This is a genomic window from Caballeronia sp. BCC1704, assembly GCF_902833455.1.
In the GTDB taxonomy this organism is placed as follows: domain Bacteria; phylum Pseudomonadota; class Gammaproteobacteria; order Burkholderiales; family Burkholderiaceae; genus Caballeronia.
Genome location: NZ_CADFFT010000004.1, coordinates 272,488 through 295,218 on the forward strand (window position 1 = coordinate 272,488; position 22,731 = coordinate 295,218).

The 22,731-nt window shown below is 65.0% G+C and carries 22 protein-coding genes and 2 tRNA genes; 13 read left to right on the forward strand and 11 right to left on the reverse strand.

Features of this window, described 5'->3' with window-relative positions:
• Positions 1-4 precede the first annotated feature (4 nt).
• The 5 genes from rmuC to pncB all read right to left on the reverse strand — a co-directional run bounded on the left by rmuC (position 5) and on the right by pncB (position 5,856).
• Positions 5-1,462 carry a DNA recombination protein RmuC gene (rmuC, locus tag HWX53_RS21015; protein WP_175944503.1) on the reverse strand — a complete coding sequence of 486 codons (1,458 nt, stop codon included), beginning with the start codon at positions 1,460-1,462 and terminating at the stop codon, positions 5-7.
• Entirely contained in the window at positions 1,459-2,439 is a 981-nt protein-coding gene (locus HWX53_RS21020) for a D-glycerate dehydrogenase (protein ID WP_175944505.1), read from the reverse strand. Before HWX53_RS21020 ends, rmuC begins: the two co-directional genes overlap by 4 nt.
• Positions 2,440-2,448: 9 nt before the next feature.
• Positions 2,449-3,858 carry a sodium:proton antiporter gene (locus tag HWX53_RS21025; protein WP_175944507.1) on the reverse strand — a complete coding sequence of 470 codons (1,410 nt, stop codon included), beginning with the start codon at positions 3,856-3,858 and terminating at the stop codon, positions 2,449-2,451.
• A 5-nt stretch (positions 3,859-3,863) separates the two neighbouring features.
• On the reverse strand, positions 3,864-4,535 hold the full coding sequence (locus tag HWX53_RS21030; protein WP_175944509.1) for a lactate utilization protein C: 672 nt from the start codon (positions 4,533-4,535) through the stop codon (positions 3,864-3,866).
• A gap of 130 nt (positions 4,536-4,665) precedes the next feature.
• Positions 4,666-5,856, reverse strand: coding sequence for a nicotinate phosphoribosyltransferase (gene pncB / locus HWX53_RS21035; protein ID WP_175944511.1), 1,191 nt, complete (start codon positions 5,854-5,856; stop codon positions 4,666-4,668).
• Between the two features lie 275 nt (positions 5,857-6,131).
• Between pncB and fdxA the strand changes: the two genes are divergently transcribed.
• The 4 genes from fdxA to lpxO all read left to right on the forward strand — a co-directional run bounded on the left by fdxA (position 6,132) and on the right by lpxO (position 7,880).
• Complete coding sequence (fdxA, locus tag HWX53_RS21040) at positions 6,132-6,455, forward strand: ferredoxin FdxA (protein ID WP_175944513.1); 324 nt, start codon at positions 6,132-6,134, stop codon at positions 6,453-6,455.
• A 146-nt stretch (positions 6,456-6,601) separates the two neighbouring features.
• Positions 6,602-6,677, forward strand: a tRNA-Asn gene (locus tag HWX53_RS21045).
• 62 nt (positions 6,678-6,739) lie between these two features.
• Positions 6,740-6,815 (forward strand) — tRNA-Asn (locus HWX53_RS21050).
• A gap of 162 nt (positions 6,816-6,977) precedes the next feature.
• The gene (lpxO, locus tag HWX53_RS21055; RefSeq protein ID WP_175944515.1) at positions 6,978-7,880 is read left to right on the forward strand and encodes a lipid A hydroxylase LpxO; all 903 of its coding nucleotides are present in this window, start codon (positions 6,978-6,980) and stop codon (positions 7,878-7,880) included.
• Here lpxO and HWX53_RS21060 read toward each other — a convergent pair.
• The 3 genes from HWX53_RS21060 to HWX53_RS21070 are packed head-to-tail and all read right to left on the reverse strand — an operon-like array spanning position 7,874 to position 10,583.
• Positions 7,874-8,455, reverse strand: coding sequence for an LUD domain-containing protein (locus tag HWX53_RS21060; RefSeq protein ID WP_175944517.1), 582 nt, complete (start codon positions 8,453-8,455; stop codon positions 7,874-7,876). The genes lpxO and HWX53_RS21060 overlap by 7 nt on opposite strands.
• Complete coding sequence (locus HWX53_RS21065) at positions 8,452-9,843, reverse strand: lactate utilization protein B (RefSeq protein ID WP_175944519.1); 1,392 nt, start codon at positions 9,841-9,843, stop codon at positions 8,452-8,454. The genes HWX53_RS21060 and HWX53_RS21065 overlap by 4 nt, the downstream gene beginning before the upstream one ends.
• Positions 9,840-10,583, reverse strand: a complete 744-nt coding sequence (locus HWX53_RS21070) for a (Fe-S)-binding protein (RefSeq protein WP_175944521.1) — start codon at positions 10,581-10,583, stop codon at positions 9,840-9,842. The genes HWX53_RS21065 and HWX53_RS21070 overlap by 4 nt, the downstream gene beginning before the upstream one ends.
• A 119-nt stretch (positions 10,584-10,702) precedes the next feature.
• Between HWX53_RS21070 and HWX53_RS21075 the strand changes: the two genes are divergently transcribed.
• The 6 genes from HWX53_RS21075 (at position 10,703) to HWX53_RS21100 (ending at position 15,605) form a co-directional block, all read left to right on the forward strand.
• The gene (locus tag HWX53_RS21075) at positions 10,703-11,473 is read left to right on the forward strand and encodes a FadR/GntR family transcriptional regulator (protein ID WP_175944523.1); all 771 of its coding nucleotides are present in this window, start codon (positions 10,703-10,705) and stop codon (positions 11,471-11,473) included.
• Positions 11,474-11,758: 285 nt separating this feature from the next.
• On the forward strand, positions 11,759-12,238 hold the full coding sequence (locus HWX53_RS21080) for a CreA family protein (RefSeq protein WP_175944525.1): 480 nt from the start codon (positions 11,759-11,761) through the stop codon (positions 12,236-12,238).
• A 153-nt stretch (positions 12,239-12,391) separates the two neighbouring features.
• On the forward strand, positions 12,392-13,240 hold the full coding sequence (locus HWX53_RS21085) for an AraC family transcriptional regulator (protein WP_175944527.1): 849 nt from the start codon (positions 12,392-12,394) through the stop codon (positions 13,238-13,240).
• A gap of 461 nt (positions 13,241-13,701) precedes the next feature.
• On the forward strand, positions 13,702-14,379 hold the full coding sequence (locus tag HWX53_RS21090) for an AzlC family ABC transporter permease (RefSeq protein ID WP_175945250.1): 678 nt from the start codon (positions 13,702-13,704) through the stop codon (positions 14,377-14,379).
• Positions 14,376-14,699, forward strand: a complete 324-nt coding sequence (locus HWX53_RS21095) for an AzlD domain-containing protein (RefSeq protein WP_175944529.1) — start codon at positions 14,376-14,378, stop codon at positions 14,697-14,699. Before HWX53_RS21090 ends, HWX53_RS21095 begins: the two co-directional genes overlap by 4 nt.
• 141 nt (positions 14,700-14,840) lie before the next feature.
• On the forward strand, positions 14,841-15,605 hold the full coding sequence (locus HWX53_RS21100; RefSeq protein ID WP_175944532.1) for a DUF4088 family protein: 765 nt from the start codon (positions 14,841-14,843) through the stop codon (positions 15,603-15,605).
• Between the two features lie 12 nt (positions 15,606-15,617).
• Here the strand turns inward: HWX53_RS21100 and HWX53_RS21105 are convergent, their stop codons facing one another.
• From HWX53_RS21105 to HWX53_RS21115, 3 genes are all read right to left on the reverse strand, one after another.
• Positions 15,618-17,741 carry an ATP-dependent helicase gene (locus tag HWX53_RS21105; RefSeq protein WP_175944534.1) on the reverse strand — a complete coding sequence of 708 codons (2,124 nt, stop codon included), beginning with the start codon at positions 17,739-17,741 and terminating at the stop codon, positions 15,618-15,620.
• Between the two features lie 117 nt (positions 17,742-17,858).
• Complete coding sequence (locus HWX53_RS21110; RefSeq protein ID WP_175944536.1) at positions 17,859-18,119, reverse strand: hypothetical protein; 261 nt, start codon at positions 18,117-18,119, stop codon at positions 17,859-17,861.
• A gap of 85 nt (positions 18,120-18,204) precedes the next feature.
• Complete coding sequence (locus HWX53_RS21115; protein WP_175944538.1) at positions 18,205-18,606, reverse strand: hypothetical protein; 402 nt, start codon at positions 18,604-18,606, stop codon at positions 18,205-18,207.
• A 287-nt stretch (positions 18,607-18,893) separates the two neighbouring features.
• Between HWX53_RS21115 and HWX53_RS21120 the strand changes: the two genes are divergently transcribed.
• The 3 genes from HWX53_RS21120 (at position 18,894) to HWX53_RS21130 (ending at position 22,724) form a co-directional block, all read left to right on the forward strand.
• Positions 18,894-19,115, forward strand: coding sequence for an RNA-binding S4 domain-containing protein (locus HWX53_RS21120; protein WP_175944540.1), 222 nt, complete (start codon positions 18,894-18,896; stop codon positions 19,113-19,115).
• A gap of 161 nt (positions 19,116-19,276) precedes the next feature.
• Complete coding sequence (locus HWX53_RS21125) at positions 19,277-20,716, forward strand: MATE family efflux transporter (protein ID WP_175944542.1); 1,440 nt, start codon at positions 19,277-19,279, stop codon at positions 20,714-20,716.
• 415 nt (positions 20,717-21,131) lie between these two features.
• Positions 21,132-22,724, forward strand: coding sequence for a phospholipase D family protein (locus HWX53_RS21130; protein WP_175944544.1), 1,593 nt, complete (start codon positions 21,132-21,134; stop codon positions 22,722-22,724).
• The last annotated feature ends 7 nt before the right edge of the window (positions 22,725-22,731 follow it).

The window sequence follows — 22,731 nt, forward strand, 5'->3', positions numbered from 1 at the left end:
CGCTTCACACTTCGTCGTCGCTCTCGGGCGACGACAGATCTCCGAGCACGCCTGCCGCCTTCTCGTGAGGCAGCGCCTCCACGTCGCGCAGGCGCTTGCCCATCTGACGCGTGCGCGTCTGCGCCGCCTCGATCGACCGCGTGACGGTTTCCAGTTGCGCCTTGGTGCGCGCGAGCACGTCGCCGAACTTGCCGAACTCCGTCTTCACCGCGCCGAGCACTTGCCACACTTCGCTCGACCGCTTCTCGATGGCGAGCGTCCGGAATCCCATTTGCAAACTGTTGAGCAGTGCGGTCAGCGTCGTTGGGCCAGCGACGCTCACGCGGTACTCGCGTTGCAAGAAGTCGCTCAGGCCCGGACGGCGCAGTACTTCGGCGTACAACCCTTCGGTCGGCAGGAACAGCAACGCGAAATCCGTCGTATAAGGCGGCGCGACGTACTTCTGCGCGATCGCCCGCGCCTCGGCGCGCAAGCGTCCTTCGAGCGCGCGCGACGCCTCTTCCACCGCGACGGGATCGGCGCGCTCTTGAGCGTCGATAAGACGCTCGTAGTCCTCGCGGGGAAACTTGGCGTCGATGGGCAGCCACACCGGCGTCGCGACATCGCCCGATGAACCGGCGATACCCGGCGCGTCGTGCCGGCCCGGCAGCTTGATCGCGAACTCGACGCGTTCGTTGCTGTTCGGCACGGTGGCGACGTTCTTCGCGTACTGATCGGGGGTGAGCAACTGTTCCAGCAGCGATTCGAGCTGCACTTCGCCCCAGATGCCGCGCGTCTTGACGTTGGTGAGCACCTTCTTCAGATCGCCGACGCCCGCAGCCAGCGACTGCATCTCGCCCAGCCCGCGATGCACCTGCTCCAGCCTTTCCGACACCAGCCGAAACGATTCGCCGAGCCGCTGCTCGAGCGTCGCGTGCAGTTTCTCGTCGACCGTGCGACGCATTTCTTCGAGCTTCGCGGCGTTGTTCGCTTCGATGTCCTTAAGGCGCGCTTCCAGCGTCGCGCGCACTTCCGCCAGGCGCCGGTCGTTCGCTTCGGAAAGTTGCGCGAGATGCAGCGTCATGGAATCGGCGAAACGCTTAAGGGCGTTGCTCTGATCCTCGCGCGCCTGCTGGCTCTGCTGCGCGAGTTGCTGGGCGAGCGCGTCGAACTGCGCGTTTTGCACGCTCGACGTGCTCGCCAGTTGCGTTGCGAGCGTCTGATGAAACTGCGCGAAACCGCCCTGCGATTCCATGCGCGAGACGCGCGCATGTTCCGCGATGTCGCCGCGCAGTCCGCGTTCGAGCCGCTCCTGCGCGCGCGCATGCGCTTCGCCCATGTCGTTCACGCGATCGGTGAGCGCGGCGAACTCCTCGTCGATATCGACAGACGCGGCGCGCCGCATGACAGCGACAAGCGCGATCAACGCGATGACCAGCGCGACCGCCAGCAACGCGAGCGCGCCGTACAGCAATTCGATCATGAGCCGAGCACGCCGGGGTTGATCGGATTCGGCGGATTGCCGGCGCGCGGGCCTTCGCCGAGCGCGGCGATCAGATTGTCCGCGGCGAGATTCGCCATCGCGCGACGCGTCGTCTCCGTCGCGCTCGCGATATGCGGCGTGAGCACGACGTTCTCCAGCGCGAGGAAACCGGGATTCAGATTCGGCTCGCCTTCGAACACGTCGATGCCCGCTGCCGCGATGCGCTTCTCGCGCAGCGCTTCGATCAACGCCGCATCATCGACGATTCCGCCGCGCGCGATGTTCGTCAACGTGGCCGTCGGCTTCATCAGCGCGAGCTCGGCCGCGCCGATCGTGTGGTGGCTTTCCTTCGAGTACGGCAGCACGAGCACGACATGATCCGCGCGCTTGAGCAGATCTTCCTTCGACGCGTACTCCGCATTGAGTTGCGCCTCGATCTCGGGCGCGACGCGCGAGCGGTTGTGATAGATCACGCGCATGTTGAAGCCGCTCGCACGCCGCGCGAGCGCCTGCCCGATGCGTCCCATGCCGATCACGCCGAGCGTCGAGCCGTACACGTCGACGCCGAGGAACGAATCGTAGGACCACTTTTGCCACTTGCCCGCGCGCAGAAAGTGCTCCGACTCGGTGACGCGACGCGCCGCCGCCATCATCAGCGCCCAGCCGAAATCGGCGGTGCTTTCGTTGAGCACATGCGGCGTGTTGGTGCCGAGCACCTTGTGCGCGTCGAACGCCTGCATGTCGAAATTGTTGTAGCCGACCGCCATGTTGGCGACCACTTTCAGGTTCGGCGCGCCCGCCAGTTCCTTCTCGCCGACCATCTCGCCGGCCGTGAACGCGCCGTCCTTATCGGCGAGCCGGCGCGCGAATTCGTCTTGCGGCAGCACGTCGCCCAGGTTCACGTCGACTTCGAAATACTGTTTCAGGCGCTCGATCACGTCAGGAAACGTAGGGCGAGCCACAAGCACTTTCTTCATCTCATGCTCCTAGAAAAATAGCCAGCCGGTGACGGCGAAAAGCGGCAACAGCACGACGCATGACCAGCCGAGGTAACCGAAGAAACCCGGCATGCGCACGCCGCGCGATTCCGCGATCGCCTTCACCATGAAATTCGGCGCATTGCCGATATACGAATTCGCGCCCATGAAGACCGCGCCCGCCGAGATGGCGGCGAGCGTCGTGGCGCCCGTGGTCATCAGCGTGTCTGCGTCGCCGTCCGCGAGGTTAAAGAAGACGAGGTAAGTCGGCGCATTGTCGAGGAACGACGAGAGCAGCCCGGTCGCCCAGAAATAGGCCAGATGAGCAGGCTCGCCGTTCGCATCCGATACCGCGCGCACGATCCCGGCAAACGCGCCCGCCTCGCCGGCGCGCAGGATGGTGATGACCGGAGCGATGGTGACGAAAATCGCCGCGAAGAGCTTGGCGACTTCGATCATCGGCGCCCAGTCGAATGCGTTGCCCGCGCGGGCGCGCTTGGGCGTGAGCGCGAGCGAGGCAAGGAGCACGAGCACCAGCGCCGCATCGCGCACGACGTTCTGCAATGCGACGTGCGTGCCGAATACATCGAATGCGACGCCCGGCTTCCACAAGCCGCTCATCAGCACGAGCCCGATGATCACGGCGAGCAGTACGAAATTGATCATGCCGTCGACGCCGAGCGTGGGCGTGTCCGGCGTCGGATCGAGAAACGGCCGCCGCGACTCGCCTTTGCCGCGCCAGAAGTAGCTGTCGAGCGCGTAGAAAAGCGCGAGCAGTACGCCGCAGACGAAGAGCGTCGGCAGTGCGAGATGCTGCGTCGTCCAGAAGAAATCGACGCCGTTCAGAAAGCCGAGAAAGAGCGGTGGATCGCCGAGCGGTGACAGCGAGCCACCCGCATTCGCCACCAGAAAGATGAAGAACACCACGACATGCGCGACATGCTTGCGATTGTCGTTGGCCCGTAAGAGCGGACGAATCAGCAGCATGGCCGCGCCCGTCGTTCCCATGATGCTGGCAAGCGCGGTGCCGAGCGCGAGCAACGCGGTGTTGACGCGCGGCGAGCCGTGCAGATTGCCGCGCACGCAGATGCCGCCCGCTACCGTATAGAGCGCGGCGAGCAAGATGATGAACGGCACGTACTCTTCGACCATCGCGTGAACGAGCACGCCGAACGCCGTGCCGATGCCAAACGCGAACGCGAACGGCACGAGGAACGCCAGCGCCCAGGCCGCCGCGATCTTGCCGAAATGGTGATGCCACACTTTGCCGGCGACGAGCGGAAACACCGCGATGGACAGCAGGATGCCGATGAATGGAACGCCCCACGCCGCTGACAGGGACGCGCCGTCGAGCGCGGCGGCCGAAGCGTCAGAGATCGCGCAAAGCGATAGCAGAAAGCCCCAAACGAAACGCGGCACTGTCCCTACGCTCCCCGCACGATGATGGCGTGGACACGATACGGGCCATGCGCGCCGAGCACGATGGTCTGTTCGATATCGCCGGTGCGGGACGGCCCCGACACGAAGTTCACGGCGCGCGGCAACTCGCCCCGCTCCGCGCGCATCAGCGCGAAGGCGTCTTCGTGCGCGGCGACGATGCGCGACGCCGGCACGATGGCGATGTGCGTCTGCGGCAGAAGCGCGCCGGACGCGGGCGTCTCCGGTCCCGACAGCAGCACAATGGAGCCGGTCTCCGCAGCCGCGCAAAAGCAGCCGGTGATGCCGACGAGGTCCGCATCGACGGGCTTGCGCAGCGACGCCGCGATGCCCGCTTGCATCCACGGCAAATCAGCGAGCGCGGGCCACGCGACGACATCGCGCGACAGACCGAGCGCGTCGAGATAGCGGGCGGCTTCGGCAGGGGCGTCGGCGAGCGCCTCGGCTTCGGCGACGCTCGTCGAGAGTCGCTCCGCTTCCAGACGAAAACGCGCGATCAGTTCGTCGCGCGTGGCGGGAAGCGGCGGACGCGGACCGGCGGGATGCCGCGCGAGATACTCGTCGACGGCGGCACGCTCGGCCTCGGTCGGCGCGCCTTTCCTGCCCTGCGCGCTGCGAATGCGCGCGAGAATGTTGCGGCGCGCGGCCGATGTGTCCATGGTGCCGTCCTCGTCGATGCATGCGTGGAGAAGTCGCGGCGATAAATCCGCGACGTGAAGCTGAAACCGATTATATCGACCGGTCCGCGCGGGACGGACCTCGGCCGAACGGCATAGGCCGCGTGCGGTGTCAGCTTTCTTCGACCGGTTGCTCGATGCCGAACACCTGACGCAAGTAAGCGAGATACGCTTTGTCGTCGCACATGTTCTTGCCGGGCGAATCGGAGAGCTTCGCCACCGGCTGGCCGTTGCAGCGGACCATCTTGATGACGATCTGCAGCGGCTGATAGCCGAGATCGTTCGTGAGATTCGTGCCGACGCCGAACGCAAGCTGACAGCGCCCACGGAAACGCTCGTAGAGTTGCAGCACCTTGGGAATGTCGAGCGCGTCCGAGAAGACCAGCACCTTCGTGCGCGGATCGCAGCGATTTTCTTCGTAATGCCGGATGAGGCGCTCGCCCCAGTCGAACGGATCGCCCGAATCGTGGCGCGCGCCGTCGAAGAGCTTGCAGAAGTACATGTCGAAATCGCGCAGGAACGCCTTCATGCCGTACACGTCCGACAGCGCGATGCCGAGGTCGCCGCGATATTCCTTCGCCCACATCTCGAAGCCGAAAATCTGCGAATCGCCCAGGCGCGGACCCAGCGCCTGACACGCCTGCAAATATTCGTGCGCCATCGTGCCGAGCGGCCGCAGGCCGTGCTTCATCGCGTAGAACACGTTGCTCGTGCCCGCGAACTGCGCGCCGAGCCGCTCCTTGAGCGTCAGCACCACTTCCTCGTGCCACTGCTTCGAAAAACGGCGGCGCGTGCCGTAATCGGCGATCTTGCAATCCGAGTACTCGGGCGGCGTGGCGAGCAGCTTGATCTTGTCGCGCAGGCGCTCGCGCCCGGTCTCGTACTCCGGCTGACGCTGCGTGTTGCGGAAGTAGACCTCGTTGACGATCGCGAGCACCGGAATCTCGAACAGGATCGTATGCAGCCACGGCCCTTCGATCAGAATGTCGATCTCGCCGTTGTTCTTCGGCGACGGCGAAATCTGGATCGACTTCTCGTTGAGATGAAAGAGCGCGAGAAAGTCGATGAAATCGCTCTTCATGAAGCGCATGCGCCGCAGATAGTCGAGCTCTTCTTCACGGAAGCGCAGATTGCAGAGCTGGCGCACTTCGTCGCGAATCTCGTCGATGTACGGCACGAGATCCACATTCGGCGTGCGGCAGCGGAAGCGATACTCCACGTGCGCAGCCGGGAAGTGATGCAGCACGACCTGCATCATCGTGAACTTGTAGAGGTCGGTATCGAGCAGCGAATTGATGATCATGGTTTGGCTGGAACATCGAGCGATGAGACCGCGCGCCGTCTTGCCGCGGCGTGCCTTGGGGCCATGTTACCCGAATGCGCGGACCGGCAAGACGCTCGCCGACCGTTTTTGGCAACCGCGCATACATACATTCCAAAACGATATAAGGCACGTCCCGCGGCGGTCGCGCCCGTTTTGACCGTTACGCTACAATACGCGTTTCAGCGCGCGTACCCGCATTGACCCACGCAGGCTGCCGGACGCCGCCCCCACGAATTCCGCATGCAGGAGCCTGAATGACTCACGTTGTGACCGAAAGCTGCATCAAGTGCCGCTACACCGACTGTGTGGATGTGTGCCCGGTGGATTGCTTCCGTGAAGGTCCCAACTTTCTCGCGATCGATCCGGACGAGTGCATCGACTGCGCCGTGTGCGTGGCCGAATGCCCGGTGAATGCCATTTACGCCGAAGAAGACGTGCCCGGCGACCAGCAGCAGTTCATCGAACTGAATGCCGATCTCGCGCGCAACTGGCCGAGCATCACGAAGACGAAGGCGCCGCTGCCCGAAGCCGACGAGTTCAAGGACGTGAAGGACAAGCTGAATCTGCTCGAGCGTTGAGGCGAACGGCCGTCCTTCCTGCGGCCAGCTTCTGTGGTCAGCTATAGGACGAGTTCGCGTCGGTGCAAAAAGGTGTTTTGAGTGAAGAATCGGCGTTGACAGGGTAAGAGACGCTCCCTATAATTCCGCTTCTCTGCTGTAGATGTTCCCCGATAGCTCAGTCGGTAGAGCGCCGGACTGTTAATCCGTAGGTCCCTGGTTCGAGCCCAGGTCGGGGAGCCAAAAATTCAGCAAAGCCCAGTCAGTTCACTGGGCTTTTTAGTCAGTGTCAATGTAGTAGATGTTCCCCGATAGCTCAGTCGGTAGAGCGCCGGACTGTTAATCCGTAGGTCCCTGGTTCGAGCCCAGGTCGGGGAGCCAAAAGCTCCAAGCAAAAAGCCCAGTCATGCGACTGGGCTTTTTGTTTTGTGCTCACGCTCTGGCCTTCGCGCTGCCGTTTCAGCAGACACTGCGTTTCCGTTTGATAATTCCGTCACGTTTTGTTGACGCTAACGGCGACAGTGACGCAAGGGGGAAACGCAGATGCGGTGGCTGATTCTCATGCTGTTTATCGCGTGTGCCGCGTACACGCACTGGCGCGGCAAGGTTCGCCACGGTTTCTTCCGGCAGCTATCCGATCATTCGACGTTCATGTCGCCGGTGAACGGCTTCGTGTATCTCTTCTCGCGCGTGCCGTCCACGCCGTATCTTCACCCTTCCCTGTTTCCGGATCTCGCCCCGATCAAGGCGCACTGGCAGACGATTCGCGACGAAGCCCTCGCCTTGCACGAAGCAAGCAAGATTCAGGCGGCCGGCGCGTACAACGACATCGGCTTCAATTCGTTCTTTCGGCGCGGCTGGCGGCGCTTCTATCTGAAGTGGTATGACCGGCCGCATCCGTCGGCGGTCGCGGTCTGCCCGAAGACGCTCTCGATTCTGCAAAACATCCCGAGCGTGAAAGCCGCGATGTTTGCGATGCTGCCGCCCGGCGGCACACTCACGCTGCATCGCGATCCGTACGCCGGGTCGCTGCGTTATCACCTCGGGCTTGTGACGCCGAACGACGACGGCTGCGCGATCGTCGTGGACGGCGAGCGATATTCGTGGCGCGACGGCGAGGAAGTCGTCTTCGACGAAACCTATCTGCATTGGGCCGAAAACACGACGGACAAAGACCGCATCATTCTGTTCTGCGACATCGAGCGGCCGATGAAGTACCGCTGGGCGCAGGCGGTAAACAACGCAGTCGGCGGCTTTCTGATGCGCGCGGCGGCCTCGCCCAACGAAACCGGCGACCGCACGGGCGGCCTGAATCGCGCGTTCAAGTATCTGTATTCGATCCGGCTCGTCGGCAAGCGGCTGAAGGCGTGGAACCGGACCGTGTATTACATCGTGAAGTGGCTGCTGTTCGGCGGCATCGCGGTCGCAATCTTCTGGCGCTACTGAATCCACACGACGGTCAGCGAGCGCACGCCCTGCGCGCCGCGAATCAGCACGCCTTCGATATCCGCCGTCGCGGAGGGGCCCGTCACCAGCACGGCATAGCGCGCCGACTGGAAGTCGGGCCGTCGATACACCTGCTGCAAGCCGTCGACGAGTTGCGCGGGATCGAGCAGCACCACGAGATGCTGCACGAGATAGCCGATCGAATTGACGACGTACTCGTCTTCGCTGAACCAGACGGACCCGGTCTCCGCGACGCCGAAACGCCCGCGCACGACGCCCACATCGACATCCTGGAGCGACGCCGGGGCCGTATCCGGCGTGAGCACACGCGTGCCTTCGATACCGGGCACGGCAGACGCCACAACCGCATCCGCACCGAAACGCGCGGCAATCATCTCCTTCACTTCGTCGAGGCTGTGCGCGTGCGCCGTGGTGCCGCCCATCGCGGTCAGCGCGGCGATGAAGCGCGTCTGCAGGTCGCCTTCGGGCGACGGGAAAATCGGCAGTTCGGGGCGCGGACGCGCTGCGGGCTGCGCGGCGCGAATCTTTGCGAGAAAGGCATCGCGGGTCGTCATTTGGCGGGCTTCCGGTTTTTCTTGTACCACTCGTGAAAGGTCTCGGCCGGCGCTTCGGGCAAGTCGCGCCCGCGGCCCCAGATGTTGAGCGGGTTGTACAGCACGAAGTTCGGCAGCCGCTTCAACGCGCCGCCGAGCGACGCGACCGTCGCGCGGTAAAGCGTCGGACTCGCGAGCAGACGCCCCGCCATCTTCAGCACTTCCTGCTTCACGAACGGCACTTCGTGGCGCTCCGCGATCACCGCGCGCCACTTGTAAATCTGCTCGTGGATGTTGACCTTCGTCGGGCAGACGTTCGTGCAACTGCCGTTGAGCGTCGAGGCGAACGGCAGGCTGCTGTAGCGCTTCAGGTCGTAGGTCGGGTTGATGATCGCGCCGATCGGCCCCGAGTACGTGCCGCCGTACGACAGCCCGCCGCTTCGCCGATACACCGGACAGGTGTTCATGCACGCGCCGCAGCGGATGCACTTGAGCGAATACCAGAAGTCTTCGAGCGCGAGCCGCTCCGAGCGTCCGTTGTCGACGAGGATGAAGTGCATCTCCGTGCCCGGCCGCGGCGCGCGAAAGTGCGACGTGTACTGCGTGATCGGCGAGCCGAGCGCGCTGCGGGAGAGCATGCGCACGAATACGCCGAGATCGGCGATGGTCGGAATCAGCTTCTCGATGCCGATGGACGCGATATGCAGCGGCGGCACGTTCGCGGAGAGATCCGCGTTGCCTTCGTTCGTGCAGACGACAACCGTGCCCGTCTCCGCGACCGCGAAGTTGCAGCCCGTCATGCCCGCCGTCTTTTCGCGCACGAAGTACGGCCGCGTGTTCATGCGCTGGCTTTCGGCAAGATAGTGGATGTCGCTGTTCTTCGGATCGGTGCCGATGGTCTTGCCGAAGAGTTCCGCCACGTCCGCGCGCAGCTTGTGGACGGCCGGCACGACCATATGGCTCGGATCCTGATGGTCGAGCTGCTGAATGCGCTCGCCCAGATCGGTCTCCATCACCGTGATGCCGCGCGGCTCCAGATAGTCGCGCATGTAGCACTCGTCGGTCAGCATCGACTTGCTTTTGACGAGCGTGGTCATGCCGCGCTCGCTCATCAGCTTGTAGACGAGCGCGTTGTGCTCTTCCGCGTCCGCCGCGAAATGCACGACGACGCCGTTTTTCTCGGCCTGATCCGCGAACTGGGCGAGGTAATCCGCGAGATGGGACAGCGTGTGCTCCTTGATGCCCGATGCCAGATTGCGCAGCGTTTCCCACTCGGGTATGCCGTGCGCCTGCGCGTCGCGCTTCGAACGCAAGTCCCAGAGACGCTTGTCGTGAAACGCCACGTGGTCGGCTTTCTGCAGGAACGCGCCCGCAGCCTTTGCGTGATCGATGCGAACGGTCTTCGTCATGCCCGCGCTCCGTTCAGAACCTGCGCAATGTGGATGAACTTCGCGTCGAGCTTCATGCGCTCGGCGCAGCCCTGCTGATGCATGAGACACGACATGTCGCCCGAGACGATGTACTCCGCGCCCGCGCCGATGTGGTCGCGCACCTTGTCCTGCCCCATGCGCACGGACACGGCCTCTTCGGTGACGGAAAACGTGCCGCCGAAGCCGCAGCATTCATCGGGCCGCGCGGGCGAGACGAACTCGATGCCCTTCACGCGTTCCAGCAAGGCGCGCGGCTTCGAATACGGCGTGCCCGCGACTTCCGAGTTCGACGTCTCGCGCAGATGCCGCACCGCGCTGCAACTGTTGTGCAGGCCGACGCGATGCGGGAACTCGGCCCACGGAAAGTCACGCACCTGCAAGACGTCGTGCAGGAACTCGACGAGTTCATATGTGCTTTTGCGCACCTTCTGGACGGCGCTCGTCTGCTCGATGGCCGTGAAGTGCTCGCGCACGTGATGCGTGCAACTCGCCGACGGGCCGACCACATAGTCGTAGTCCGCGAAGTTGCGGGCAAACACGCGCTCCGCGCCGGCCGCGTCCGCGTGCGCGCCGCTATTGGCCATCGGCTGGCCGCAGCATGTCTGATCCTGCGGATAGTCGACATCGAGGCCGAGCCGCTCCAGCAATTCCAGCGTGGCGATGCCGATCTGCGGATAAAACGCGTCGATGAAACAGGGGACGAAAAGGGCAACTTTCATGGTGATTGCTTGGCGGACAGTCCGCGTTGGTCAGCTTGGTCTGACCAAGACTTTAGGGATGCGGCGCTTTCGTGTCAAACTAGGGTAATCCAAAGCCTCTCGCCGCGTTGCTCCAACCGATGACCTTCCAGCCCGTCCACTCGCACGCCTACGCCCGCGTGCGCCTCTCCGATGTCGTGTCCGGCCAGATTCGTCAACTGATCTCGAACGGCACGCTGCTGCCCGGCCAGCGCCTGCCCGCCGAGCGCGATCTCGCGGAGCAGCTGAACGTGTCGCGGCCGTCGCTGCGCGAGGCACTCATTCGTCTCGAATCGGACGGATTCATTCGCGCGGCGGGGCGCGGCGGCTTTGTCGTATCGGACGTGACGGCGCCGCTCGTGTCGCATCCGCTCGCCGCACTGCTCGAACAGCAGCCCGACGCGAGCGCCGACGTGCTCGAACTGCGTCACGGCTTAGAGACGCTCGCCACGGCCTACGCCGCCGAGCGCGCGACCGACGCCGATCTCGCGCGCATTGCCGCCGCGTTTGATGCGCTGCAATCCGCCGTCGCGCAGAGAAGCACGCGCATCGCGGAAAAAGACGCCGCCTTCCATCTCGCCATCGCCGATGCGACGCACAACATCGCGCTGACGCACGTGATGCACGGCCTGAACGAAGTGATGCGCGAGTCGATGCTCACGTCGCATCGCCTCGTCGATTACGACGACGCCGTGGAAGCCGACCTGCTGGCGCAGCATCGGGCAATGCTCGACGCCATCGTGGCGCGCGATCCGGCCCGCGCGCGCGACTGCGCAGGCGCCCATCTGGACTACGTGCGCGCGCTGTATCGCGACCGGCCGGCGAAGAAATCGCGCGACGGCGTATCTCATGATGGCATGACGAATCCGTAACGCCGCCGTAAGACCCGATAGGACAGCGCCTACACGCATTTCGGACGCGCACCGCTAACGCGGGCCGTCACGGTCCGCGATACTGGAACCGTCGAAAACAAACATGCGCAAGGAGGACGATATGCCTTACCTACTCGGATGGCTGCTCGGTGTGCCGGTCGTGGTGCTGGTGATCCTTTACCTGATCTTCCATTGATGCCGGCGCCGCGGGCAGCAGAAGAATCGAAGAGACCGAAGGGCGTCGTTACAATACGACGCCCTTTTTCTTTTATGCGTGGGATCTCAATGAAGCGCACCGCACCGTTCGTTCTGAGCGCATCGCTCGTGTTTCTTTTCGGCGCGGGCATCGCGCACGCCGAGGAAATCGCGAGCGTCAATACCAACTTCCGCTTCACCGGCTCTGACCGCGTGAGCGTCGAGGCGTACGACGATCCGCTCGTCTCCGGCGTGACCTGCTATGTGTCGCGGGCGCGCACGGGCGGCGTGAAGGGCACGTTAGGCATCGCGGAAGACCCGACCGAGGCGTCCATTGCCTGCCGTCAGGTCGCGCCTATCAAGATCGCGCAGCCGCTCAAGCAGAAGACCGATGTCTTCACGGATCGGATGTCGTTCATCTTCAAGACGCTGCATGTCGTGCGCATCGTCGATACGAAGCGCAACACGCTCGTGTACCTGACGTACAGCGACCGCGTGACGAGCGGCAGCGGGAAAAACAGCGTCACGGCGGTCCCGATGCCAGAAGGCACGACGATACCGGTCAAGTGAGCGAGCCGCGTCGTCGCGGGCCGCACGAGTGCGGCGTTGTCGGCCGCATTCCAATCCAACCGTAGCGGCAGCCAGAATGCACTCGCCGCGCTTTGCGCCGCGCGATGAAGCGGTAGACTGAGCAATTCGCCCTTCGAATCCGCGCATCCACCGATGACCGCCCCACGCTTTCGCAACGCCGCGCGTTACTGGCGCTCGCCGCTCGTGCCGGACGCGGACATGGTCACCGCCGAGTACTACGATCACGCGTTCACGCCGCACTGGCACGACGCGTACACGGTGCCTGTCATCGAAGCGGGCGCGGAGTGTTACGACTATCGCGGCTCGCATCACGTGGCGGAAGCGGGGTCGGTGCCGGTCATCAATCCGGGCGAGCTGCATACCGGCGCGCGCGCCGTCGACGCCGGGTGGCGTTATCGCGTGTTCTATCTGCCGGTGCCGTTCGTGGAAGCGCTCGCGCGTGAGCTGTCGCCGCGCGCGGCTTCGCCGTGGTTCTCGACCGACATCATCCACGACGACGATCTCGCGCGCCGGCTTTTGCGCGCGCATCGGGCGCTGGAAAGCCTGACGAGCGATGCCACAAACGACGCCACCCGCGCCGATCCGCTCGCCGCTGAGACGGCGCTCGTCGATGCCGTGACGACGCTGCTCGCCCGGCATGCGGTGCAACGTCCGTCGTGCGGGCCGCCCGCCGCGGATGCCGCCCGCGTCGCCACGATGAAATCCCGCCTCGCCGACGATCTGCTCGAACCGGTCACGCTCGCCGAACTGGCGCGCGTCGTCGGGCTTTCGACGTTTCACGCGGCGCGGCTTTTCACACGCGAAACGGGCCTCGCGCCGCATGCGTGGCGCAATCAGTTGCGTATCGCGCGGGCGCTGCCGGCGTTGCGCGCGGGGGCGTCGATCGCGGAGGTGGCGGCCGCGAGCGGCTTCACCGATCAGAGCCACTTCACGCGGCATTTCAAGCGGGCGTTCGGGGTCGCGCCGGGGCGCTGGCGGTGATTGGCCGGGAGTGCGGGAGTTGCTCGCCGTGAACGGCGAGAGGCTTCGCCGACCGCGGCTGTTTCACGCGGCACGGCAAGCAGCCGTTCCGCGTTGCGCCGGGGGCGCTGGCGGTGAGTTGCAGGAGGGCGTGAGTCGCGTGCCGTCGGCGGCGAGCGCGACCCGACCGTGACGCCAAAGTCAACACGAACGCCAACACCGACGCCCACCACGCCGATGCACCCTCGTTTCGCACGCACGACGCGTGCAACGGAAACCACTCCGGGATCGCACAGCACCGCAATCTGCATCACGGCCGCGTCCGCCCAAGCAACCGCGCGCGACAACACTGACACCGCAAGAACGTACAAGCTTTCGCATTCACGCCGCCTTATCCTCCGCGAATCAGGAGGACGATCTTGAACGCACCATCCGGCAACGCCTGGCGGGAACTCACCGCCGGCGCTCGCGACACCATTCCGATGATGATCGGCGCCGCGCCCTTCGGCGTGATCTTCGGCACGCTCGTCACGGCTAGTCCGCTCACGCTCTGGCACGGCCAGCTGATGTCGCTCGCGGTCTTCGCGGGCTCGGCGCAGTTCATCGCGGCCGGCATGATCGCGGGACACGCGAGCTTCGCCGTCATCTGGGCGACGACCTTCGTCGTCAATCTGCGCCATGTGCTCTATTCGGCGACGCTCGCGCCCTACGTCGCGCATCTGCCCGCGCGCTGGCGCTGGGCGCTGGCCGGCCTCTTGACCGACGAAGTGTTCGCCGTCGCCTACGCGCACTATCGAGCGCGCGCGCCGGGCGAAACAGGGCCGCACTACTTTCTCGGCTCCGGTCTCGCGATGTATGCGAACTGGCAAGCGTGGACGCTCATCGGGCTCTTCTTCGGCGCAGCGTTTCCGGGGCTCAAGTCGCTCGGGCTCGATTTCGCGATGGTCGCCACGTTCATCGCGATCATCGTTCCGCAACTCGTGGCGCTGCGCTTCATCGCGGCGGCGCTGGCCTCGGGCGTGCTGTCGTTCGCGTGGCAAGGCTGGCCGTACAAGCTCGGGCTGCTCGCGGCCGTGCTCGCCGGCGTCGCCGTGGGCTTGCTGCTGACGCTCATCGAACAGAAACCGCGCATGAAAGACGCCAAGGAGCGCGCGCAATGAACTACGTCATCCTGATTGTCGGCATGGCGCTCGTCACGTATCTGATCCGGGCCGCGGTGTTCGTGCTCGGCGAGCGGCTGTCGTTTGCGCCGGTCGTGCGCACGGCGCTCGGCTTCGTGCCGGTGACGGTGCTCACCGCGATCATCGTGCCGATGACGGTCTCGCCGCACGGCAACGGCGCCGAGCTGACGTGGCGCAATCCGCAACTGATCGCGGCGTTGGCGGCGATCGCCGTCTGCGCGCTGACACGCCGCGCGCTGCTAACGATCGCGGTATCGCTCGGCGTGTTCTTCGTCTGGCAGCTCGTCGTGCTGCGCTGAACACCGAAGCGAGGCGCCTTTCTAGAGCCCTCAAGTTTCCGGCCGCTCCGCCGTTATCTGAAACGAACGGACTCCGCCCGCGCGGCAGGCCGACAGCATTTCCCGCCATCGGGCCAGCCGAGCGCGGAACCGGAAACCGACATGCGTCAAATCACTCTTTCGTTGCGCGATGAAACGATCGCGTCGCTGAATCGCGACTTCGAGGCGTTCCTGCGTCTGTCGCTCAAGCTCGACCCGCAGTTCGTCACGCCGTCGTTCGAGGACTTTTTGCGCGCGAAGCTGCTCGACAACGACACGCCGCTCACCGAGCAGGCCGTGCAGCGCATGCTCACGCACGGCCAGTATGCGTGGGCCAAGCGCGCGCTCGACAAGGAGTTCCCGGATGTCGTCGAAATTCTGATCCGGCAGGCGGCCGAGCATGGCTTCGCGTTCGCGATCCGCTCCGACTGGAGCGCCGAGGATCTGGTGAAAGCGTCGCGCGAATGGGCGACGGCCATCGTCACCGAAGCCAAGGGCGACGCCTCGCAGGTGGACGTGCTCGCCTCGCAGATCAAGTCGGCGGCGGTGGATATCCGCGAAGTCGAGCAGAAGATGCAGACGCCCGCCTGGCGGCTCGCCGATTCGCTGCGCCAGCGCGTCTTCGATGCGAAGATCGCGGTGGAAACGAACGTCGGCTCCACCGCGCGCGAAAAGCTCGGCGAACTGCGCGCGCTGCTGCGGCTGGGCATCTTCTACGGATCGATCCAGAAACAGGAAGCGCAGCAACTGCTGGAATATCTGCGCTCGATGCGGCCGGAGCTTTTCGTCGACGAACCCTACGACGGCTTCACGCGCTTCGCGGCGTGGCTGCGCAGCATTTTCGGCAGCGCGCCGCGCGTGCCGCGCGCCTCACGCGCCCCGCGCTGAACGAGCGCGGCCCTACTCCCACATTCCCTTCAGCCGCGCGGCGATATCGATCTTCGCTTTCGCCGCCGCGGCCAGGCCCGCCGCCGTCGGCGCAGCCGCGACCGGCACCGGCGGCCATGCGCCGGCCTCGAAGTGCTGCATCAGATGCGGCGGAATGAAGCGCGTGCGCTGCGCCCACACGTGGCGATCGCCGAGATTCGTCTGGTTGTGCACGTAGAAACGCTGCGGCGTGACGATGTGCAGATCTTCTTTCGCCCGCGTCATCGCGACATACAGCAGGCGGCGCTCTTCGTCGATTTCCTCGTCGCTGCCCGTGCCCATATCGGACGGAATGCAGCCGTCCACGCCGTTCAGCACGAACACGTTGCGCCACTCCTGCCCCTTCGCCGAGTGGATGGTCGAGAGAATCAGATAGTCCTCGTCGATGAGCGGCACGCCGGACTCGTCGCTCGTCGCGTCGGGCGGATCGAGCGTGAGTTCGGTGAGGAAACGCTCGCGCGTCGGGTACGTGGACGCGATGCTTTCCATCTGCAATACGTCGCCGATGCGGATAGCCGCGTCTTCGTGATTGCGTTCGAGGTGCGGCTCGTACCAGCGGCGGATCATCTCGAATTCGGCGGGCCACGGCGATTCGCGGCCGCACAGCTTGCCCATGAGCGCGACGAAGCGCGGCCAGTCTTCGCTCGCCCGCGCGGGCGCTCCGAACGCGGCGATCGCGGTCGGCGCGCGCTCGGCCTGCGCGACGCTATCGAGTAAGCGCCCCGCAATCGCCGGCCCGATGCCCGGCAGCAGTTGCGCGACGCGAAAGCCCGCGACGCGATCGCGCGGATTCTCGGCCCAGCGCAGCACCGCGAGCACGTCTTTCACGTGCACGGAGTCCAGAAACTTGAGGCCGCCGAACTTCACGAACGGAATGTTGCGCCGCGTGAGCTCGATTTCGAGCGTCGCGCTGTGATGCGCCGCGCGAAAGAGCACCGCCTGCGACTTGAGCTTCATGCCGGCCTCGCGCGCCTCCAGCACCTTTTCGACGACATAACGCGCCTGATCCGCCTCGTCGGCGACCGAAACGACGCGCGGCCTTTGCGCCGATGCCTTGTCGGTCCACAGATCCTTCGTGTACCGCTCAGTGGCAAGCCCGATCACCGCGTTCGACGCTTCGAGAATCGGCTGCGTCGAGCGATAGTTGCGGTCGAGCGTGACGGTCGCGGCGGGCGGGTCGAAGTGCTGCGGGAAGTCGAGGATATTGCGCACCGTCGCGCCGCGAAACGAATAGATGGACTGCGCGTCGTCGCCCACGACGGTGAGGCCGCGTCCGTCCGGTTTCATCGCGAGCAGGATGGTGGCTTGCAGGCGGTTGGTGTCCTGATATTCGTCGACGAGCACGTGATCGAAGCGGCTCGACAAGTCCGCCGCGATGCTCGGCTCGGCGGCGAGGTGCGACCAGTAGAGCAGCAGGTCGTCGTAGTCGAGGACGCTTTGCGCCTGCTTCGCGCTCACGTACGCGGCGAAGAGGCGCTTCAGGTCCGCTTCCCACTCGCGGCACCACGGATACGCCTGGTCCAGCACGGTGGCGAGCGACGCGCCCGTGTTGACGACGCGCGAGTAGATGGCGAAGCACGTCGATTTGGCGGGAAACCGCTTCTCTTTCGACGAGAGCCCGAGCTCGTGGCGCACGAGGTTCATCAGGTCGGCGGAGTCTTCACGGTCGTTGATGGTGAACGACGGCGCGAGGCCGACGAGATCGGCGTAATCGCGAAGCAGCCGCGCGCCGATGCCGTGAAACGTGCCGGACCACGTGAGCCCCTGCGCGATAGCGCTCTTGCTGCCGAGCGCGTTCGTCGCGATGCGCGTCACGCGCCGCGTCATTTCGAGCGCCGCGCGGCGCGAAAAGGTCAGCAGCAGAATCCGATGCGGATCCGCGCCCTTCACCAGCAGATGCGCGACGCGATGCGCGAGCGTGTTGGTCTTGCCCGAGCCCGCGCCCGCGATGACGAGCAACGGACCGCCGCAGCGCCCCGGCGCGTCGACACCGAATTCGACCGCCCGGCGCTGCGCATCGTTGAGCTTGGCAAGATAAGCGGCGACGTTCTCAGAGGAGGCGTCGGCGGTGGCGGTGTCGTCCGGAAGGGTCAGCACAGAGAAATGCGGGCGTCGAAAGAAGTGACGCACACTGTATATCCATACAACCCGCGCACGCAAGTCTTTGCCGCGGCACGTGTTTCCTTCGACGGGCCGCGGCTCTACAAGACGCGCTTAATCGGCCTTCTTGGCATCCTTCAGATTGGCTTTTGCGGCGGCTTCATTCGCCTCCGATTGCGCTTCGGTCTTCTTCTTGTCCGCCTTCGCCTGCGCGACGGCGGATTCCTTGTCCGCTTCGGCCTGCTTCTTCGCGGCCTTCTTGTCGGCGTGGGTCGGCGCGTCGCTCGTCGATTGCGCGAAAGCCGGTGCCGCGCTCACGCTCGTCAGTGCGCCCGCGATGAGCGCAGCCAGCAATGTATGGGTGCGTCGATTCATGGCGTCCTCCGTGTGGTCGTTAGTGTGGTCGTTGTGTTCCCGCCGCGAAGCGAGAGTCAGCCAGGCTTCGCGGCGTCCTGCGCGATCAGTGCTGCTCGCCTTCATCCTTCGGCGTGCGGTCGGTCGCGGCGTTCAGGTCGTCCTTCGCGGCGGCCTTGTCGGCCTTGCGATTGATCTTCGCGTTGCGGACTTCCTCCTTGTACTGCTGCTTGGCCTGCTTGTCGGCAGCCTTCATCTCCGCCTTCGACGCCTTCTTGGACGCGCGATATTCCGCGTTGGCCTGCGCGTCGGCGTTGCGCTTCTGCACGAGCGGATCGGTCGGTGCCGGGGCGACCACGTTTTGCGGCGGCGGCGACACTTGCTGCTGAGCCTGCATCGGCGCCTGACCGGGAGCGGAGTCGGCCGGCTGGGCGGTTTGCGCCTGCGCGCCGGTGGCAGCCATCGCGGCGAAAGCGGCGCCGATCATCAGAATTCGAGCCTTAGTCATGAGCTTGTCCTCTCTGGGTGTGTCCGCCAAACGCGTTCGACAACTCGGAACGCGATGACGCGACTTGTCGTTTAGAAGATGACCGAAGCTGCATCGATCAAACCTACAGACCGGCCGGACGACGCGCGAGTTTCCCGAAACGAGTCATTGTTACCGGCGGTTTCACTTCGCTACATCTGCTTAATCCGGCGAAACGAACGGTCGATCGTGTACGAGCACGCGCTATGCCCGGAAGATGCTCCGCGCTGGTTTATCATCCAAGTCTTCTTGCATTCCGAACGCCCGCCATGCCGCAGCTTCAATTCACCCTCACGGGCGATTACGTCGAACTCCACAACCTGCTCAAGCTGATGGGACTCGCCGACAGCGGCGGCTCGGCGAAGGCGCGCGTCGCGATGGGCGATGTCACCGTCGACGGCAAAGTGGAACTGCGCAAGACGTGCAAGATCCGCGCGGGTCAGGTCGTGATGCTCGACGGCCAGAAGATCCGAGTGCGCGCGCCCGACTGATGCCGCTTGCGCCCATGCGCCCGCCGCTTGCGAAAAGACGACCATAACGGGGCGCGTCATCGACATGCCGCGCGCGAGGCAATAAGCTAGTCGTCTTTCGTTCAGGTTTCAGCGCACGACACGGACGCGTCCACGCGCCCTTGCGCTCCTTTCTCTCGATCATGCAATCGCACACCAGCCGCGCGACCCGCGCGCATTCGGGACACGTCAGTCTGTCTCGCCATGCCGTCGATACCGCGCGCCTCGCCGCGCCGCTCGCCATCGCGCAACTGTCGCAAATGGCGATGGGCGTGACGGACACGATTCTGCTCGGCTCGCTCGGTCCCGACGCGCTCGCCGCGGGCGGTCTGGGCGCCAACATGTTCTTCGTCGTGGTGACCCTGCTGCAAGGCGTACTGACGTCGGTGAGCGTGGCCGTCGCCCATGCGCGCGGCGCGGATGCGGAACACCGCGTGCCCGGCATCTACTGGACGGGGCTCGTGTTGTCCGTGCTGCTCGCCGTGCCGGCGTTCGTGCTGCTGTCGTATGCGGAGCCGATTCTGCTCGCGTTCCACGAACCCGCGACGCTCGCGCACAACGTCGGCGAATACTGCGCGGTGCTGCGCTGGGGCACGCCGGGCAGCCTGATCGGCATCGGCATGATGCGCGCGTTTCTGCCGGCCATCGGCGCGGCGAAGCGCTTGCTGTGGGTGTCCATCGGCGGCGTGTTCGTCAACGGCTTTCTGAACTACGGGCTGATCCACGGCGCGTACGGCCTGCCGCGCGAAGGCTTTCTCGGCTCGGCGGCGGCCACCGCGATCACCGTCTGGCTGACGGCCTTCGCGCTCGTCGCGCTGCTGCATCTGCGCCCGCGCTACCGCCATTTCGTCGCCGCCGCGCGGCCGCATCTGCCGCTCATGGGCGAACTCTTCGGCATCGGCTGGCCGGTCGCGATCACGTACGGCGTCGAATCGACGCTCTTTCTCGCGACCGGCATGATGGTCGGCCTGCTCGGCGAAGCGCCGCTCGCCGCGCACCAGATCGCGCTCAACGTGGCGTCGGCGGCATTCATGGTGCCGCTCGCGATCGGACAGGCCGCGAACGTGCGCGTCGGCTACTGGGCTGGCGCGGGCGTGCCGGTCGCGGCGCGTCACGCGGGCTTCGTCGCGCTGGCGCTCGGCGTCGGCTTCATGATGTGCTCGGGGCTCGTGCTCATTACCGCGCCGCGCGCGATCGTCGGCCTGTATCTGCATCTCGATGATCCCGCCAATGCGCGAACCGTCGCGCTTGCCGCATCGCTATTGAGCGTCGCGGCCGTGTTCCAGATCGTCGACGGCATGCAGACGGTCGGGTCGGGCTGCCTGCGCGGCCTGAAAGACACGCGCGTGCCGATGCTCGCCGCCGCGTTCGGCTACTGGGGCGTCGGCTTTCCGACGGGCTATGTGCTCGCGTTTCACTTCGAACTGGGCGCCAAAGGCTTGTGGTGGGGACTCGCTGCGGGACTGGCGAGCGTCGCTGTATTGATGACGCTGCGCTTTCATCGCATCAGCAGGCGGCTGGTGGAAACGGGCGTCGCGCGCGCCGGCGATCGCGTCGATGCTGCTTCCAAAAGCGTCGCCTGATGAGTTCGACGCGCCATGCATATGCAAAGCAAGAATGCTTGGTTGGTGCTCGTGGCGCGCGTTGTTAGGATGAACCCGTCTCCTCCTTGAGACTTATCCAGTAACAGGGGTTATAGCCCGCTCTGCCGAGCGGGCTTTTTTTCGCCTGCCGATTTCCGCGCATCGTGCGTTTGCTCGCCTGGCCCGCACGCCAGTTCCCCTAGAATGATTTCGAGATGCCGCATCGGCGAGAACGCTTCTTGCTGTGTGGCGAAGCTGCTTGCCTTAAGCGGTCGCACGGAAGCAGCCGAATCGAGATAAACAAAAAAGAGGAAGCGAAGTGTCGGAAATCCGGGGAATTCGCCAAGCCGAAAGCGAAGTCGCGCGCGCTCCAATCGCGACGAATACAACTAAATGGACGAGCCGCACGCGCCGCATGGCGGCCATGGCGGTCATCACCGCGCTCTGCGCCGGATGCGCGACGCGCCCGCCCGCCACCGCGTTCGATCGTCCGGTGACGCACGCGCTGTCCGCGACCGAGCCGACGCCGCTCCAAACAGCGCTCGCGCCGCTCGAAAAGCAGCATCCGGACGAATCCGCCGTGCGCCTGCTGCCGACCGGCTCCGATGCGCTTCAGGCGCGCGTCGCGCTCGCTCGCGCCGCGACGAAGACGCTCGACATGCAGTACTACATCGCCGAAGAGGACAACACCGGCAAGCTGCTGCTGGGCGCGGCGCTTTATGCCGCGGATCGCGGCGTGCGCGTGCGGATGCTGGTCGACGACCTGAACTTCAAGGACATCGACCGCATCATGGCGGCGCTAAACTCGCACGAGAACATCGAGATTCGCGTGTTCAACCCGTACGGCAGCGCGCAACGCAGCTTCGCCGAGCGCACGCAGAACTTTTTCACGAATCTGAACCACTTCACGCGCCGCATGCACAACAAGGCGATGATCGCGGATAACCAGATCGCGATCGTCGGCGGGCGCAATCTCGGCGACGAATACTTCAACGCCAGCCCGACGCTGCAATTCCGCGACCTCGACATGTTCACGGCCGGCCCGGTCGTGCACAAGGTTTCCGCGAGCTTCGACGATTACTGGAACAGCACGCTCTCCTACCCGCTGCGCGTGCTGAACAAGCAGAAGTTCGATCCGTCCGAACTCGACAAGACGCGCGAGGATCTTCGCAACCACTGGCGCGAGCAAGCCGACCCGCTGAACGCCAAGCCGCTCAACGCGACGCCGCTCGCCCAGCAGATATCGCGCGGCGAGATGAGCCTCGTCTGGGCGCCGACCGAGTTCGAAGCGGATTCGCCCGCGAAAATCGAGCATCCGAGCGACGACTACCAAAGCCCGCCGATGACGCGGCTCGCCGAGCTGATGAAGAACGCGCAGAACGAGTTCCTCATTCTGTCGCCGTACTTCGTGCCGCACGACGTGGGCGTGAAGGCGCTCGCCGACCTGACGCGCCGCCACGTGCGCGTCGCGGTGCTGACCAACTCGCTCGCCGCCACCGATGCCGTCGCGGTTCAGGCGGGCTATGCGCCGTATCGCGTGCCGCTTCTGCAAAACGGCGTCGAACTGTACGAATTCAAGCCGCTTCAGCCCGAGGGCGAAAGCCGCCCGCCGCCCGGCCTCTTCGGTTCCTCGTCGCGCGCGAGTCTCCATGCCAAGGCGTATGTGATCGATCGGAGTATCCTCGTGATCGGATCGATGAATCTCGATCCCCGCTCGGCGCGGCTCAACACCGAACTGGCGCTCGTGATTCACAGCAAGCCCGTCGCGGAGCAGGTCGCGGCGCTGTTCGACAGGGGCATCTCGCCGAAAGCGAGCTGGCGCGTGGAACTGGCGAGCGCGGCGGTGATGGCGGAGCTGCGCCGCACCGGCTCGCCGCAGTCCGGTCTCGTGTGGACCAGCCAGGAAGACATCGGCACGGTGACCTATAACTTCGATCCCGACGCCGGCTTTTACCGTAACGCGATGACGGGCGTCTTCAAGCTGCTGCCCGTCGACGAACAGCTTTGACCACTTC